The 16,021-nt window shown below is 61.4% G+C and carries 15 protein-coding genes and 1 pseudogene; 9 read left to right on the top strand and 7 right to left on the bottom strand.

Translation table 11 applies throughout. From position 1 onward, the window contains the following. Positions 1–124 precede the first annotated feature (124 nt). From ACU680_RS18145 to ACU680_RS18130, 4 genes are all read left to right on the top strand, one after another. The gene (locus tag ACU680_RS18145) at positions 125–865 is read left to right on the top strand and encodes a response regulator (protein WP_007962407.1); all 741 of its coding nucleotides are present in this window, start codon (positions 125–127) and stop codon (positions 863–865) included. After that, complete coding sequence (locus tag ACU680_RS18140) at positions 862–2,163, top strand: ATP-binding protein (protein ID WP_448180160.1); 1,302 nt, start codon at positions 862–864, stop codon at positions 2,161–2,163. Before ACU680_RS18145 ends, ACU680_RS18140 begins: the two co-directional genes overlap by 4 nt. A gap of 197 nt (positions 2,164–2,360) precedes the next feature. Then, positions 2,361–3,407: a class I SAM-dependent methyltransferase gene (locus tag ACU680_RS18135; protein ID WP_448180159.1), complete on the top strand. Its 1,047-nt coding sequence runs from the start codon at positions 2,361–2,363 to the stop codon at positions 3,405–3,407. 153 nt (positions 3,408–3,560) lie between these two features. Next, positions 3,561–4,403, top strand: a complete 843-nt coding sequence (locus ACU680_RS18130) for an NAD-dependent protein deacetylase (protein ID WP_448180158.1) — start codon at positions 3,561–3,563, stop codon at positions 4,401–4,403. A gap of 127 nt (positions 4,404–4,530) precedes the next feature. Here the strand turns inward: ACU680_RS18130 and ACU680_RS18125 are convergent, their stop codons facing one another. Further along, a complete protein-coding gene (locus tag ACU680_RS18125) occupies positions 4,531–5,406 on the bottom strand; it encodes a LysR family transcriptional regulator (protein ID WP_448180157.1) in 876 nt (291 codons plus the stop codon). A 252-nt stretch (positions 5,407–5,658) separates the two neighbouring features. Here ACU680_RS18125 and ACU680_RS18120 point away from each other — a divergent pair, with 252 nt between their 5' ends. Genes ACU680_RS18120 through ACU680_RS18110 form a run of 3 tightly spaced genes read left to right on the top strand, consistent with a single transcriptional unit; the run spans position 5,659 to position 8,240 of the window. Then, entirely contained in the window at positions 5,659–6,357 is a 699-nt protein-coding gene (locus ACU680_RS18120; RefSeq protein WP_003226174.1) for a CoA transferase subunit A, read from the top strand. Between the two features lie 24 nt (positions 6,358–6,381). Next, entirely contained in the window at positions 6,382–7,047 is a 666-nt protein-coding gene (locus tag ACU680_RS18115) for a CoA transferase subunit B (RefSeq protein ID WP_367085043.1), read from the top strand. An 11-nt stretch (positions 7,048–7,058) separates the two neighbouring features. Next, the gene (locus ACU680_RS18110; protein WP_007968788.1) at positions 7,059–8,240 is read left to right on the top strand and encodes an acetyl-CoA C-acetyltransferase; all 1,182 of its coding nucleotides are present in this window, start codon (positions 7,059–7,061) and stop codon (positions 8,238–8,240) included. A 247-nt stretch (positions 8,241–8,487) separates the two neighbouring features. Here the strand turns inward: ACU680_RS18110 and ACU680_RS18105 are convergent, their stop codons facing one another. Both ACU680_RS18105 and ACU680_RS18100 read right to left on the bottom strand, forming a co-directional pair. Beyond that, positions 8,488–9,807, bottom strand: coding sequence for an Nramp family divalent metal transporter (locus ACU680_RS18105; RefSeq protein WP_367085045.1), 1,320 nt, complete (start codon positions 9,805–9,807; stop codon positions 8,488–8,490). Positions 9,808–9,965: 158 nt separating this feature from the next. Next, entirely contained in the window at positions 9,966–10,502 is a 537-nt protein-coding gene (locus ACU680_RS18100; RefSeq protein ID WP_448180156.1) for a chalcone isomerase family protein, read from the bottom strand. A 146-nt stretch (positions 10,503–10,648) separates the two neighbouring features. Between ACU680_RS18100 and ACU680_RS18095 the strand changes: the two genes are divergently transcribed. Together ACU680_RS18095 and ACU680_RS18090 are read left to right on the top strand one after the other, a co-directional pair. Continuing rightward, positions 10,649–11,431 carry a hypothetical protein gene (locus tag ACU680_RS18095; protein WP_448180155.1) on the top strand — a complete coding sequence of 261 codons (783 nt, stop codon included), beginning with the start codon at positions 10,649–10,651 and terminating at the stop codon, positions 11,429–11,431. Between the two features lie 207 nt (positions 11,432–11,638). Then, a complete protein-coding gene (locus ACU680_RS18090) occupies positions 11,639–12,205 on the top strand; it encodes a DcrB/PsbP domain-containing protein (RefSeq protein WP_367085048.1) in 567 nt (188 codons plus the stop codon). Between the two features lie 3 nt (positions 12,206–12,208). On the opposite strand, the gene ACU680_RS18085 is transcribed toward ACU680_RS18090, so the two are convergent. From ACU680_RS18085 to ACU680_RS18070, 4 genes and pseudogenes are all read right to left on the bottom strand, one after another. After that, a complete protein-coding gene (locus ACU680_RS18085) occupies positions 12,209–12,931 on the bottom strand; it encodes an alpha/beta hydrolase (protein WP_448180154.1) in 723 nt (240 codons plus the stop codon). Positions 12,932–13,107: 176 nt separating this feature from the next. Continuing rightward, a pseudogene (locus ACU680_RS18080) lies at positions 13,108–14,219 on the bottom strand (succinylglutamate desuccinylase/aspartoacylase family protein). Between the two features lie 210 nt (positions 14,220–14,429). After that, positions 14,430–15,209, bottom strand: coding sequence for an ABC transporter substrate-binding protein (locus ACU680_RS18075; RefSeq protein WP_007968774.1), 780 nt, complete (start codon positions 15,207–15,209; stop codon positions 14,430–14,432). Positions 15,210–15,527: 318 nt separating this feature from the next. Then, entirely contained in the window at positions 15,528–15,956 is a 429-nt protein-coding gene (locus tag ACU680_RS18070) for a rhodanese-like domain-containing protein (protein ID WP_448180153.1), read from the bottom strand. Between the last annotated feature and the right edge of the window lie 65 nt (positions 15,957–16,021).

Genomic DNA, 16,021 nt, shown 5'->3' with positions numbered 1-16,021 from the left:
GCGTTTTTGCCTGTGTATGTATCCGTCATGACGCCAGATACACTGCAATACAAACCCGGGCAGGCAAGCCGGCGCAGGCTCGATAGACTGCATGGCATTGCCCTTTGATAGAGGTTCTGCACCAATGGAACATGTCGATCACATTCTCATCGTCGACGACGACCGCGAGATCCGCGAGCTGGTCGGCAATTACCTGAAGAAGAACGGACTGCGCACCACCGTGGTCGCCGATGGTCGGCAGATGCGCAGTTTTCTCGAAGCCAACACCGTCGACCTGATTGTGCTCGACATCATGATGCCCGGCGACGATGGCCTGCAGTTGTGCCGCGAATTGCGCGTGGGCAAACACAAGGCCACGCCGGTGCTGATGCTCACGGCGCGCAACGATGAGACCGACCGCATCATCGGCCTGGAAATGGGCGCCGATGATTACCTGACCAAGCCGTTCGCCGCCCGCGAACTGCTGGCGCGGATCAACGCGGTGCTGCGGCGCACACGGATGCTGCCGCCGAATCTGGTGGTCAGCGAAAGCGGCCGCTTGCTGGCCTTCGGCCGTTGGCAACTGGACACCTCGGCCCGGCATCTGCTGGACAAGGACGGCACGCTGGTCGCCCTCAGTGGCGCCGAATATCGCTTGCTGCGGGTATTTCTCGATCATCCGCAGCGGGTGCTCAGCCGTGATCAATTGCTCAACCTGACCCAGGGCCGCGAGGCCGATCTGTTCGACCGTTCGATTGATCTGCTGGTCAGCCGTTTGCGCCAGCGCCTGCTCGATGATGCGCGTGAACCGGCCTACATCAAGACCGTGCGCAGCGAGGGTTATGTGTTCTCGCTGCCGGTGGAGATCCTCGGAGCCTCGGCATGAGTCTCAAGCTGCATTGGCCACGCACCCTGGCTTCGCGGTTGTCGCTGATCTTTCTGGTCGGACTGATCCTGGCCCAGGCCCTGTCGTTTGGCGCGCAGTATTACGAGCGTTTCCAAAGCGCCAGAAGCACCATGCTCAGCAATATGCAAAACGACGTTTCGACGTCGGTTGCGATCCTTGACCGCTTGCCCGCGCAGGAGCGCCCCGCCTGGCTGCCACGACTGGCTCGCACCAATTACGATTATCGGTTGGACAACGGCGACCCCGGCGACCCCCTCGACGCCGAGGAGGTACCGGTGGCCGCGACCTCGATCAGCAGTGCGATCGGTGGCGCCCATCCGCTGTCCTTCAGCCGTTTTCCCGCGGAGAAAAAACACTTCCAGGCCCATTTGCGCCTCGGCGACGGCAGCCCGCTGACCATCGATGTGCGTCCGGCCATGCCGCCGCTGTCGCCGTGGCTGCCGGGGGTACTGCTCGGGCAACTGGCGCTGCTGATCGCCTGCACGTGGCTGGCGGTGCGCATCGCGATCCGCCCCCTCGCCCGCCTCGCCAACGCCGTGGAAAGCCTCGACCCTAACGCGCACCCGGTAATGCTCGACGAACACGGTCCGACCGAAGTGGCCTACGCCGCACGGGCCTTCAACGCGATGCAGGCGCGCATCGCCGCGTATCTGAAAGAGCGCATGCAACTGCTGGCAGCGATTTCCCATGACCTGCAAACCCCGATCACCCGCATGAAGCTGCGCGCAGAGCTTATGGACGACTCGGTCGAGAAAGACAAACTGTGGAATGACCTCGGCGAGATGGAACATCTGGTGCGCGAGGGCGTGGCGTATGCCCGCAGCATCCACGGCTCGACCGAGGAAAGCCGGCGCATCGACCTCGACTCGTTCCTCGACAGCCTGGTGTTCGACTATCAGGACATGGGCAAGGACGTGCAACTGAGCGGCAAAAGCGCGGCGGTGATCGATACCCGTCCCCAGGCCCTGCGCCGGGTGCTGGTGAACCTGACCGACAACGCACTGAAATTTGCCGGTGCCGCGCAGTTGCAGGTCGACACCGACGACAGTCTTAGCATCAAGATCCTCGATCGCGGACCGGGCATTGCCGAAGCCGAGTTGCAACAGGTCATGCAGCCGTTCTACCGGGTGGAAAACTCGCGCAACCGCAGCACCGGCGGCACCGGCCTGGGCCTGGCGATCGCCCAGCAACTGGCCATGGCCCTCGGTGGCTCGCTGACCCTGAGCAACCGCGAGGGCGGTGGGCTGTGCGCGGAGCTGAAACTGCCACTGCGCTGATCCCCACACTGGAATCTGCATGGGACACAAACGCTGCATCTTGTCCCAGCCCGACTAGACTGATTCATTACCCGGTCGAGGGGGAATGCAGGACGACGTCAGCTGTGCCCTGCCCACTTTTGTGACCACCGCCCTGCGGCCCATGCCTCGACAACGTTTTGCCACCGGACGGTGATCCTGTATCAGGAGCACTCGTGATGGACGAAACACGACTCAACGCATTCATGGGCAAACTGGTCAACGACATGGGCGGCGCCGCGATGCTAGCGAACGTCATCGTTGGCGAAGAACTCGGGCTGTACCGGGCGATGGCCGACAGTCAGCCAATCACCCCGCAAGCCCTCGCCGAAAAAACCACCTGCAACCCGCGGCTGGTCCGCGAATGGCTCAGCGCGCATGTCGCGTCCGGCTACATGGAACATCACGATGGCCAGTTTCGTTTGCCGGAAGAACAGGCGCTGGCGCTGGCGGTCGAGGATTCGCCGGTGTACGTCGCCGGCGGACTCGGCGTGGTGGCCTCGTTTTTCCATGACAAGGACAAACTGGTCAAAGCCATGCGCGGCAACGGCGCCCTGCCCTGGGGCGATCACCATCCGTGCATGTTCAGCGGTACCGAACGCTTCTTTCGTCCCGGCTATAAAGGTCACTTGATCGCGGAATGGCTGCCGGCGCTGGAAGGTGTGGTCGCCAAACTCGAAGCAGGCGCCAAAGTCGCCGACATCGGCTGCGGCCACGGTGCCTCGACGGTGATCATGGCCCAGGCATTTCCCAACTCGCGCTTCGTCGGTTTCGATTATCACGCGCCGTCGATCACCGTCGCCACCCAGCGCGCCGAAGAAGGAGGTGTCAGCAGCCGGGCGAAATTCTTCCAGAGCAATGCCAAAAGCTACCCCGATGACGACTATGACCTGATCTGTTACTTCGACTGCCTGCACGACATGGGCGACCCGGTCGGCGCCGCCCGGCATGCATTCAAATCATTGAAGGACGACGGCACGGTGCTGCTGGTCGAGCCGTTCGCCAATGATGCGCTGGACGACAACATCAACCCGGTCAGCCGGCTGTTTTACGCAGCCTCGACCTTTATCTGCACGCCGAATTCGCTGTCCCAGGAAGTTGGCCTGGGGCTGGGTGCGCAGGCCGGTGAAATGCGCTTACGCAAGGTGTTTACCGAGGCCGGGTTCAAGCATTTTCGCCGGGCGACGCAGACGCCGTTCAATTTGATTCTGGAGGCGCGCAAATAAATCACCGCTATCACCTGTGGCGAGGGAGCTTGCTCCCGTCGGTTTGTGTAGCGACCCTGAAAACAGGCCTGCTGCGCAGTCCAGCGGGAGCAAGCTCCCTCGCCACACGGTTAATGCTAACCTGCGGGCATCGTCCTCCCCGGAGTGCTGACCATGCTCGACAGCCCGATCCGCGAACACTTCGACACTCTGCACCAGGCCATGGCCGATGGCGGCTTTGTGGTGCTGACCGGCGCCGGTATCAGCACGCCGTCGGGCATCCCGGATTACCGCGACAGCGAAGGTGTGCGCCGTGGCCGGCAGCCGATGATGTATCAGGAATTTCTCGCCGCCCCGGAATCCCGTCGCCGCTATTGGGCACGGGCCATGCTCGGCTGGCCACGGGTGCGCCAGGCGCGACCGAATGCAGCGCATCAAGCGCTGGCCGAGTTGCAGCGCCGGGGGCTGATCAACGCCTTGATCACGCAGAACGTCGACACCCTGCACGATCAGGCCGGGAGCCAGGACGTGATCGAATTGCACGGCAGCCTGCACCGGGTGGTGTGCCTGGACTGCGGCCAGCGCAGCGCGCGTGACGACATTCAGCAGCGGATGGTCGAGCAGAATCCGTATCTGGCCGGGGTCGATGCGGTGCAGGCGCCGGACGGCGATACCCTGCTCGATCCGGCCTTCGAAGCGCGTTTTCAGACTCCACAATGCCCGTATTGCACGGGCGAACGGATGAAACCGGACGTGGTGTTCTTCGGCGAGAACGTGGCCCAGCCGACAGCAGCGCGGGCCATGGCCGCAGCGGAAAGTGCCGAGGGCTTGCTGGTGGTGGGTTCGTCGCTGATGGCGTATTCGGCGTTTCGTCTGTGCCGGGTGATTGCTGATCGGGGCAAGCCGTTGCTGGCGATCAATCTGGGCAAGACCCGCGCCGATGATCTGCTGGATCTGAAGATCGAGGCGTCATGCGAACAGCTGCTGCCGTTGCTGGTGCAACGCCTGACCACCTGAACCCAAAAATCCCCTGTAGGAGCTGCCGCAGGCTGCGATCTTTTGATCTTGCTTCTAAAAACAACGTCAAAAGATCGTCCGAACGCGGCCCGAGCCTTCGGCAGCTCCTACAGGGCCAGCATTACATTCAGTGTTCGGCTTTGAGGATGTCGAACAGTGCCTGCGCCGCTGCCGACAGCTCATTGCCCGGCTCCGTGAGCACACCAATCGCCCGCTCCACCGAGTCATTCAACGTCAGACAATGCGCGCCCAGCTCCAGCATCTGTTCGGCACACAACGCTGGCACCGCACTCACCCCCAGCCCGCTGGCGACCATGCGCCCGACAGTTGCCAGTTGATGGCTCTCGAATTCCACCGGCAGTTTCATGCCCCGGGCCTGCAAGTGTTCTTCGAGCATCACCCGCACTGTCGACGGCCGTTGCAGGGTAATGAACGGTTCCTGCAGCAAGGTCACCCAGTCGATCTCTGTGCACCCGGCCAACGTGGAATCCTGCGGCACCACCGCGACAAAGCGATCGATGTACAGCGGGGTAAACGTCAGCGAGGTGTTTTGCATCGGTTCGAACGCCACACCCAATTCCACGTGGCGGTCGCGAACCATTTCCAGCACTTGCTCGTTGATCACGTCGTTTACCGTGACATTGACGTTTGGATAGCGCGCGCGAAAGGTCTTGAGGATCGGCGGCAGCAGGTTGCCGGCAAACGACGGCATCGCCGCCAGCGTCACCCGCCCGCGTTGCAGGCTGAAGCGCTGACGCATTTCGTCTTCAGCGTTGTCCCAGTCGGCGATCAGACGCCGGGCCAGCGGCAGCAGCGATTCGCCCTCGGCAGTCAGCGCCACGTTGCGCGTGTTGCGACTGAACAGCCGCCCGCCCAGGCCCTCCTCCAGCGCCTTGATGGTCAGGCTCAACGCCGATTGCGACAGGTGCAAGCGCTCACAGGCCACGGCGAAACTCAGGCTCTGGGCCACGGCGAGGAAAGCGCGGATCTGTTTGATGGTCATACTGGATACCTTACCGTTTCAACGTCGTAGCCACTGTAGGAGCTGCCGCAGGCTGCGATCTTTTGATCTTGATCTTTAAAAACAACATCAAAAGATCGCAGCCTTCGGCAGCTCCTACAGGGTGATGATGTCAACTATTGAGTTTTATCTATTAATCAACCTTAGAAAATCAACTTAACAAATATATCCTTCAGCGAGACACTCCAGTCATTCGGCTAGCCAGCCGCCCGACAAACAATAAAAGAGGTGCATATGGCAGGTTTCGACAAGCGCGTGAGTTCCTACGAGGAAGCTCTGGCCGGTCTTGAAGACGGCATGACCGTGATCGCCGGCGGCTTCGGCCTGTGCGGCATCCCGGAAAACCTGATCGCCGAGATCAAGCGCAAGGGCACCCGCGACCTCACCGTGGTTTCCAACAACTGCGGCGTCGACGGTTTCGGCCTCGGTGTGCTGCTGACCGACCGCCAGATCAGCAAAGTCATCGCCTCCTACGTCGGCGAAAACAAACTGTTCGAAGAGCAACTGCTCAAGGGCGACATCGAAGTCATCCTGACCCCGCAAGGCACCCTCGCCGAGAAAATGCGCGCAGGCGGCGCCGGCATCCCGGCCTTCTTCACCGCCACCGGCGTCGGCACCCCGGTCGCCGAAGGCAAGGAAGTGCGCGAATTCAACGGGCGCAAGTACCTGATGGAAGAGTCCATCACCGGCGACTTCGCCATCGTCAAAGGCTGGAAAGCCGACCATTTCGGTAACGTCATCTACCGTCACACCGCGCAGAACTTCAACCCGCTGGCGGCCACCGCCGGCAAGATCACCGTGGTCGAAGTCGAAGAAATCGTCGAGCCCGGCGAGCTGGATCCGTCGCAGATCCACACCCCCGGCATCTACGTCGACCGGGTCATTTGCGGCACGTTCGAAAAGCGCATCGAACAGCGCACCATCCGCAAATAATTCAGGCTGACGGAGAATAAAAACATGGCACTTACCCGCGAACAAATGGCTCAGCGCGTCGCCCGTGAAATGCAGGACGGCTACTACGTGAACCTCGGCATCGGCATTCCGACCCTGGTCGCCAACTACATTCCAGAAGGCATGGAAGTCATGCTGCAATCGGAAAACGGCCTGCTCGGCATGGGCCCGTTCCCGACTGAAGAGACCATCGATGCCGACATGATCAACGCCGGCAAACAGACCGTGACCGCACGCATCGGCGCGTCGATTTTCAACTCCGCCGAATCCTTCGCGATGATCCGTGGCGGGCATGTCGACCTGACCGTACTGGGTGCGTTCGAAGTCGACGTCGAAGGCAACATCGCCTCGTGGATGATTCCCGGCAAACTGGTCAAGGGCATGGGCGGCGCGATGGATCTGGTGGCCGGCGCCGACAACATTATCGTGATCATGACCCACGCCTCCAAGGACGGTGAGTCCAAGCTGCTGACCAAATGCAGCTTGCCGTTGACCGGCGCCGGCTGCATCAAGCGCGTGCTGACCGACCTCGCCTACCTGGAAATCGAAAATGGCGCTTTTGTCCTCAAGGAACGCGCACCTGGCGTCAGCGTCGAGGAAATCGTCGCCAAAACCGCTGGTAAACTGATCGTCCCGGATCACGTACCGGAAATGCAGTTCGCTGCCCAGTGAGGAATTCGAAAATGCAAGACGTCGTAATTGTTGCCGCCACCCGCACCGCGATCGGCAGTTTCCAGGGTTCGCTGGCCAGCGTGTCCGCCGTGGATCTGGGCGCTGCGGTGATCCGCCAGTTACTTGAGCAGACCGGTCTGGACGGTGCGCAGGTCGATGAAGTGATCATGGGCCAGGTGCTGACCGCCGGCGCCGGCCAGAACCCGGCGCGTCAGGCCGCGATCAAGGCCGGCCTGCCCCACGCCGTGCCGGCCATGACCCTGAACAAGGTCTGCGGCTCGGGCCTCAAAGCTTTGCATCTGGGCGCGCAGGCGATCCGTTGCGGCGATGCCGAGGTGATCATCGCCGGCGGCCAGGAGAACATGAGCCTGTCCAACTACGTGATGCCGGGCGCACGCACCGGTCTGCGCATGGGTCACGCGCAAATCGTCGACACCATGATCAGCGATGGTCTGTGGGATGCGTTCAACGATTACCACATGGGCATCACTGCCGAGAATCTGGTCGATAAATATGCGATCAGCCGCGAGCAGCAGGACGCCTTCGCCGCCGCCTCGCAGCGCAAAGCCGCTGCGGCCATTGAGGCCGGACGCTTTGTCGATGAGATCACCCCGATCCTGATCCCGCAACGCAAAGGCGATCCGGTCGCGTTCAAGGTCGACGAGCAACCGCGTGGCGACACCACCGCCGAATCGCTGGCGAAACTGCGTCCGGCGTTCAAGAAGGACGGCAGCGTCACCGCCGGTAATGCTTCGTCGCTGAACGACGGCGCCGCTGCAGTCATCCTGATGAGCGCCGAAAAAGCCAAGGCTCTGGGCCTGCCGGTGCTGGCGAAAATCGCTGCATACGCCAACGCCGGTGTGGATCCGGCAATCATGGGCATCGGCCCGGTCTCGGCCACTCGCCGCTGCCTCGACAAGGCAGGCTGGAATATCGGCCAACTGGACCTGATCGAGGCCAACGAAGCGTTCGCCGCGCAATCGCTGGCCGTGGCCAAGGACCTGCAATGGGATCTGGACAAGGTCAACGTCAACGGCGGCGCCATCGCCCTCGGTCACCCGATCGGTGCGTCGGGCTGCCGCGTGCTGGTGACGCTGCTGCACGAAATGATCAAGCGTGATGCGAAAAAAGGCCTGGCGACCCTGTGCATCGGCGGCGGTCAGGGTGTGGCGCTGGCGCTGGAGCGCGCTTAACCCCCGAGTTCACAGCGGGTGGTGGATCCACGACATCCGCCGCTGGCTGGCAACAAAAAACCCGGTGCGATTCGCGTTGCACCGGGTGTTTTTTGCCTGAATTTCGTGTCTATCTTCAGGGCCCTATCGCTGGCAAGCCAGCTCCCACAGGGTCTGTGGCGTACAACGAATTTGAATCCACCCTCAATCACTGTGGGAGCTGGCTTGCCAGCGATGAGGCCAGTTCAGGCAACAGAAAAATCAGGGTTCACACCACCATCTGCAGAATCAACCACGCATTCGCCCCACTGATCACCGCAAACAGCCCCCACGCCAGCACCCGGGTCGGCAGCCGGTTCACAAACGGCCCCATCAGTTGCTTGTCGCTGGTCATGCGGATCAGCGGGTACAACGCAAACGGCAGTTGCAGGCTCAACACCACCTGACTCAACACCAGCAACTTGCCCACCGCGTTATCGCCCATCAGCCACACGCCGATGAACGCCGGGATCAGCGCCAGCCCACGGGTGATCAAACGCCGCTGCCAGCAGGGAATCCGCAGGTTCAGGTAACCCTCCATGATCACCTGCCCGGCGATGGTCCCGGTGAACGTCGAGCTCTGCCCCGACGCCAGCAACGCCACGCCAAACAGCACGCTGGCCAGCGCACCACCCACCAGCGGGTCGAGCAGGTGATAGGCGTCCTGAATGTCCACCACGTCGGTATGCCCGGACTGGTGAAAGGCAGCCGCCGCCAGAATCAGAATCGCCGCATTGACCAGCAGCGCCAGGGCCAGCGAACCGATGGTGTCGATGCGCGCCAGATTCACCGCGTCCTGCTTGCTGGCCAGATCCGTGCCGATCATCCGCGTCTGCACGATCGAGGTATGCAGGTAGAGGTTGTGCGGCATCACCGTCGCACCAAGAATACCGATCGCCAGGTACAACGGTGCGGCATCGCTGATGGCCGAGAGTGATGGTTTGAATCCGGCGAACACGTCCGGCCAATAGGGTTTGATCAGCACCAGTTCGACGAAGAAACACACGCCGATGGTCGCCACCAGCACCAGCATGATCGCCTCCAGCCGGCGGAAGCCACGGTTCTGCAGGGCCAGCACCAGCAGCGTGTCGAAGGCAGTCAGGGCAATGCCGAAGGTCAGCGAGCAACCAAGCAGCAAGTGAAACGCCAGTGCGCAGCCGAGCACTTCGGCCAGGTCGGTGGCGATGATCGAGATTTCCGCCAGCACCCATTGCAGGCGCGCGGTCGGGGTGCTGTAGCGCTCGCGGGACAATTGCGCCAGATCGCGACCGGTAGCGATGCCCAGCCGCGAGCACAGGCACTGCACGACCATCCCCGCCAGACTTGCGAGCAACACCACAAACAACAGGCTGTAACCGAAACGCGAACCGGCCTCGATCGCGGTCGCCCAGTTGCCCGGATCCATGTAGCCGATAGACACCAGCAAGCCAGGCCCGGCAAAACGCAGCACGCGTTTGAAGAACGAAGCGTTCGGATCCACCGCGACACTGCCAGCCACTTCCGGCGGGCAGAACGGCGCGGTGGCGATTTTGGGTAGGCTGAATTTCACGCACACATCCAGAAACAAGTCGGAAAGACGCAGCTTAGACGTTTCAGTTGAACCCTTGAAGAGCAAAAGATCGTCCGAACGCGGCCCGAGCCTTCGGCAGCTCCTACACTGGAATGCGTTCCCCTGTAGGAGCTGCCGAAGGCTGCGATCTTTTGACTTTAATGGCTCATGCCCAGTAACTGCTGACGCAACTCGGGGTTACGGGTACGCGGATCCAGCCAGATATCAAAAAACGCCCGGGCAAACTGCGGATCATCGATCTCGTGCTGCAACTGCTGTCCGACAAAAAACCGTGCGCCCTGCCCCGGCAAATAAACTCCAGTGATCCGCGTGCCGGCCTGCACATCGACGAACGATTGCTGCATCTGGATCTGCCAGCCAGCCAGTTGCTCGGGGCTGACGCGCTTACCCGCGATGCGTTTGATTTCATCGATACTGGCCTTGACCAGATCATCACGGGACACGCTGCGCCGATAGATCAGTTCCAGCGCAAACGGCTGTCCCTCGGCCAGCGGGCGCGCCGCGCTCCACATCCGCGCGTTGTACACATCGAATCCGAACACACTGAAATCGCCGCTGCCGATGATTTGCGCCCCAGGCACCGCGTCCTGCCAGTTGGCCCAGGTCGGCGTCAGCAGCAACGCCCACAGACCAATGCCACAAAAACCACGCAACACCCTGGGTGCTCTGTTCATCGTGGCATCGACTCCGGTAAACCCTGATAGTCAGAGCATAGTCGGCGTTCAACACCAGCACTTTGTATACAGTTTTTGTAGAACAATGCAGCAATCGGTGAGCGGCAATGCTAACGTGGCCTCTCTCATCCGACGGAGCCTCCCGCGTGCTGATCCTCAAATTACTGCTGATCCCCGGATTTCTGCTGCTGATTTCCCTCGCTGGCAAGCGCTGGGGGCCGAGCGTGGCCGGTTGGCTGTCGGGGCTGCCGGTGGTGGTCGGGCCGATTCTGTTTTTCCTCGCCATCGAACAGGGGCCGCTATTTGCTGCGCAATCAGCGGTGGCGGCGCTGTCGGCGATGTTTGCCATGATCGCCTTCTGCATCACCTACGCGCAGGTGGCGCAGCGGGCGAACTGGCCGTGGGCGCTGACGGTTTCGCTGTCGGTGTGGGCGGCGCTGGCGCTGGTGCTGTCGCTGATTCCGGCGTCGCTGCCGTTCTCGATCGCTGCGGCAGCCACTGCCCTGCTCGCCGCGCCGTACCTGTTCCCCGACGTGCAGCCGGTACTGAATGGCCCTGCGCCGAAATCCGACAAACTGATCTGGCGAATGATTGCCGGGGCGGCGTTGACGCTGTTGGTGACCCTGCTCGCCAGTACCGTGGGCGAGCGCTGGAGCGGCTTGCTCGCGGTGTTCCCGGTACTGGGCAGTGTGATGGCAGTGTTCTCCCAACAGACGCGCGGCCCGGCGTTTACCACGGCATTGCTGCGGGCGACGGCGACCGGCATGTACTCGTTTTCGGCGTTTTGCCTGGTGTCGGCGCTGACCCTGCCAACCCTGGGCCTGAGCGGATTCATCGCCGGTGTCGCGGTGTCGGTGGCGATGCTCGGCGTTACCCGCAAACTGCTGGCCCGCCCGGCGCCAGCCAAAAGCCCACAACCCCAAGGCTGACGCAATTCACTGTGGCGAGGGAGCTTGCTCCCGCGGGCGTGCGCAACGCCCCTATGATTTTTACGACTGCTGCGCAGCCGAGCGGGACGGTGCGGCGATCCGACAAGCTCCCTCGCCACAAATGTTCGACAAACCGCGCTGGAATGCCAGGCACGCTCCGTGGGATCATCGCCGCCCTGGCGCGACCAACCCCCTCCGGAGATTTACATGTCATTGCTCAGCAAGAAAGCCGTCGTCCTGTTGCTGGCGGCGGTCGCCGGTCTCGGCGCCATCAATGCCCAGGCCGCCAAGGCCAAGGAAAAAGCGGCGACCAACAGCGTGTCGATGCTCGACGGCAAGTTCACCTTCGTCCTGCCCAAAGGTTTTACCGCCGACCCGCTGCCGGCCGGGCCGACCGGTGCCAAGGGCACGATGTACACCAATCAGGCGACCAAAACCGTGGTCATCGCCGCGGAAAACCAGATCGCCGGGGGCACCAGCGTCAAGGACAACGACAACGAATTTCTCGATGGCAGCCTGGCGAGTTTCATCGATGACCAGCGCAAGGCCCTGCCGGACTTCAACAAGCTCAGCGAAAAAAGCCTGACCCAGAAAAGCAGCGGCCTCGGTGTGCGTCAGGTCGACAGCACCGCCACTCAGGGCGGCGGCCAGACTCTGAACACCACCCTGCTCGCCGCGTCCGGCAAACGCATGGCGCTGGTCCAGGTGATTTCCCGGGCCAGCGACAAGAGCGGTCACGATGCGCTGGTGAAAACCATCCTCAAGGACAAGTGATCGTCACGGGTTGAGCTGCTGCAGCCAGGCATTCAAGTCCCGCAGTTCGGCCGCGCTGATGCTGTGGCCGACGCCGGGATAGGCGTGAAATTCGGGTTTATAGGCGAGCTTTTTCAACAGCGCATCGGCCTCGGTGCCGTCGCGGTACGGCACTCGATCATCGGCAGTGCCGTGGCCGATGAAGATGTGCAGCGGCAGCGGCAGCGGTTGCTGCTGCGCCTTGAGTTCGGTTTTCAACACCGGCAACAGCCGTCCGCTCAACGCTGCAATGCCGCCGACCGCCACGGGCGGACGCAGGCCCACTTCGTAGGTCATCATCGCGCCTTGGCTGAAACCGATCAGGTACACCTTGTCCGGGCTGGCGTGATATTTCTGCGCCGCCTGCGCGACAAACTCCCGCAACTTCTTTCCGCTGGCCTGCAGATCATCGGTCTCACCGTTGTAGGCCCCTTCGCCTTTCTTGCGAAACCACTGGAAACGCCCTTCGCCCAACGCCAGCGGCGCCTGCACCGAGAGATAGTTGTACTGCGCCGGCAGCTGAAATTTCATACCGATCAGATCGGCTTCGTTACTGCCGTAGCCGTGCAGAAAAATCACCAGCGGCCGGGTGTTCGCGTCCGGGTGAACCTGTTCGATGTACTTCAGTGGCAAATCGCTTTGCAGCGTGGTTTGCGCGTGAACGGCGCTGGACGCCAGGAGGGTCAACAGAGCAAACGCCTTCAACATAGAGCTTTCCTTCACAGAGTGTCGGGTTCGGAGGCAGCCTAACATTGTCTGAAAGGTGTGGTGTCGCGGATGCCGCCATCGCTGGCAAGCCAGCTCCCACGGGTTTTGGGAGCACCACCGATCACTGTGGGAGCTGGCTTGCCAGCGATGAAGCCAGCAAAAACACCGAAGATCTGTCAGTCGTTGATCAGCTTGCCCACCCGAATCGGCTCACGCCCTGCCACCTTGGCCTGCCAGATCCCCGGTTGGGTGTAACGCCCACGATCAATCGCAAACAGCACGCCGCTGGTGCCGGCGCGGACGGTGGTGAGGCGGTCATTCAACGGTCCACCACCTCGAACAGCGCATCGCCCTTCTCCACCCATTCCCCGGCATTGCGCAGGAAACTGACCACGCCATGGTGCGGCGCGAACAGATATTCGGTGCCTTCGAACGGCATGCCTTCGCAGCATTCCTGCGGTGCCGCCGGCCATTCGCCGCTGATGAAACCCTGCTCGGCGAGAAAGCCGAGAATCGCTTCACAATTGGCCTGCGCCTGATCAACCCGGGTGTCGCCCATGCTGCCCAGTTCCAGGGTGGTGGCAAGATTCGCCGGAGGAATCGCCGCGTTCGGGAACGCCCGCGCCAGACGCAGCCACGGCGACGAGCACGACTCGTCGAACGAACTGCCACCGGAGTCTTCACACAGCAAGGCGACGCCAGCCTTCAGTCGCGCCGCCAGCGATTGCCAGCGCGGCCAGTGTTGCGGCAGTGCGTAAATGTGAATCGCCGCGTCAAAATCGCAATGCAGATCAAGGGTGATGTCGGCGTCGCAGGCATGGCGCAGCAGCAAGCGGTGCAGCGCTTCCAGTTGCGAGGCCGGGGCCGGCAGCTCATCGAGCACCTCGCCCATGGTCTGGCGGATCAAGGCGATGTTGGCCTCGGCATCGCCGCCCAGTTGCTCGCCGATGCGTGCCGCCACCGGCGCACTGAGTTCGACAAACGAGCGGTTGAAATTCTTCCCGCTGCCCAACTCGAAGCGGCCCATGTGGCTGCCTTGCAAATGCTGGTCGAGGCCAATCGGGTTGGCCACCGGCACCAGCTCGATCACGCCTTGCAGACGTCCCTGCTGTTCCAGTTCGCTGAGGCGCTGCTTGAGTTCCCACGCGGTGCGCATGCCCGGCAGTTCGTCGGCGTGCAGACTGGCCTGGATATACACCTTGCGGCTGCCGGCGCCGTAACGGAAGACGCTGAGGGAACGTTCGCTGCCCAGATGGCTCCAGGGCAGGACATGGTCGATGCGTTGCATGGGAAAACTCCTGCAGTCTGGTAGATCTGAATCGATGGGATCCCTGTGGGAGCGAGCTTGCTCGCGAATGCAATCTGACAGTCAATAAAGATGTTGAATGTTAAACCGCATTCGCGAGCAAGCTCGCTCCCACAGTGAATCTCTATCAGGTAGAAAGAGAGCACAAAAAAAGTGGCCACCGTCTGCACGGGGCCACTTTTTTACGGCGTATTAATGGCCGTACACGTCAAAGTCGAAGTACTTGTCCTGGACTTTCTTGTACTCGCCATTGGCGCGGATTTCGGTGATGGCCTTATTGAATTTCTCCGCCAGCTCGGTATCGCCTTTACGTACGGCAATCCCGGCACCGCCGCCGAAGTACTTGGCGTCTTCGTAAGTCGGGCCGACGAATTCGAAGCCTTTACCGGCATCGGTCTTCAGGAAACCGTCGCTGAGGTTGACCGAGTCGGCCAGCATCGCGTCGAGACGACCGGACTTCATATCCAGGTTGGCTTCCTGTTGCGAGCCATAGCGCACCACTTCAAACCCGGCGTCTTTGGCCATGTCGGTGGCATAACGGTCGTGGGTACTGGCGCGCAGCACGCCGACCTTCTTGCCCTTGAGCTGGGTCAGCGGATCAGTGATGCCCGAGCCTTCCTTCATCACGAAACGCGCCGGGGTGTGGTAGTACTTGATGGTGAAATCGACGTTTTTCTTGCGGTCGTCGGTGATGGTCATCGAGGACAGGATCGCGTCGATCTTCTTCACTTTCAGCGCCGGGATCAGGCCGTCGAACTCCTGCTCGACCCACACGCATTTGACGTCCATCTGTTTGCACAGGGCATCGCCGATATCGACGTCGAACCCGGTGAGTTTGCCGTCAGCGGTTTTCATCGAGAATGGCGGGTAAGCGGCTTCGATCCCCAGACGAATCGGTTTGGCGTCTTCGGCCACAGCGGTCAGGGACAGCATCGACAGTGCCAGGGCACCGAACATCACTAGCTTCTTCATTTATTACTCCTGTGTGCGGAGGCTTTTATTGGCAGCTTTCGATTGGGCGTTCGGTCATGGCCAATTAGCGGCAAAAACCGACGTGGCCGGCAGTCTATGGCGGCGCGCACAGGGCAAATTGTGTTTAGGCGACAAATACTTACAGAAAATCGGCGCACGCGTTGACCGGGATCAACGCTGCGCCGACATGGTGCAAAAGCTGTAGGACAAATCCTCAAAAATCACAAAAATCACCCGTGTAGGAGCTGCCGCAGGCTGCGATCTTTTGCTCTTTAAAAGTCAAAAGATCGCAGCCTGCGGCAGCTCCTACAAAAGCATTCAGCATTCACATCCAATAGGCGCCTTGGCGGTTTGAGTAGCACTCAAGCTGAAGCCTTCATCCAGCCAGCCGGTCACACCGCCAATCATCTCCTTGACCGGGTAACCCAACGCCGCCAGTTTCACCGCAGCCTTGTTGGCGCCGTTGCAGTGCGGGCCGGCGCAATAGACCACGAACAACGTGCTCGTCGGATACTCCGCCAGGCCTTCGGCGGTCAGCGAGCGGGTCGGAAGGTTGATCGCGCCCGGCACGTGACCGCGCTCGAACGCCAAACGACCGCGCACATCGACCAGAACAAAATCGACTTCACCGGCCTCCTGGCTGCTGTACACGTCAGAACAATCGGTTTCAAACGTCAGACGGTTGCTGAAATGCATCAGGGCAATCGCCGACGGTGCGGCAGGAATATCGCGAACCAGGCTGGTCATGTTGTGTGGCTCCTTCATCTGTTGGGGTGTGAGCAGACTTTATCGGGCCGACACTTGGCGCTACA

It is taken from the genome of Pseudomonas sp. LF020 (assembly GCF_053456425.1).
The sequence above is the reverse complement of the archived record's forward strand: the minus strand, read 5'-3'. Positions and strand labels throughout refer to the sequence as shown.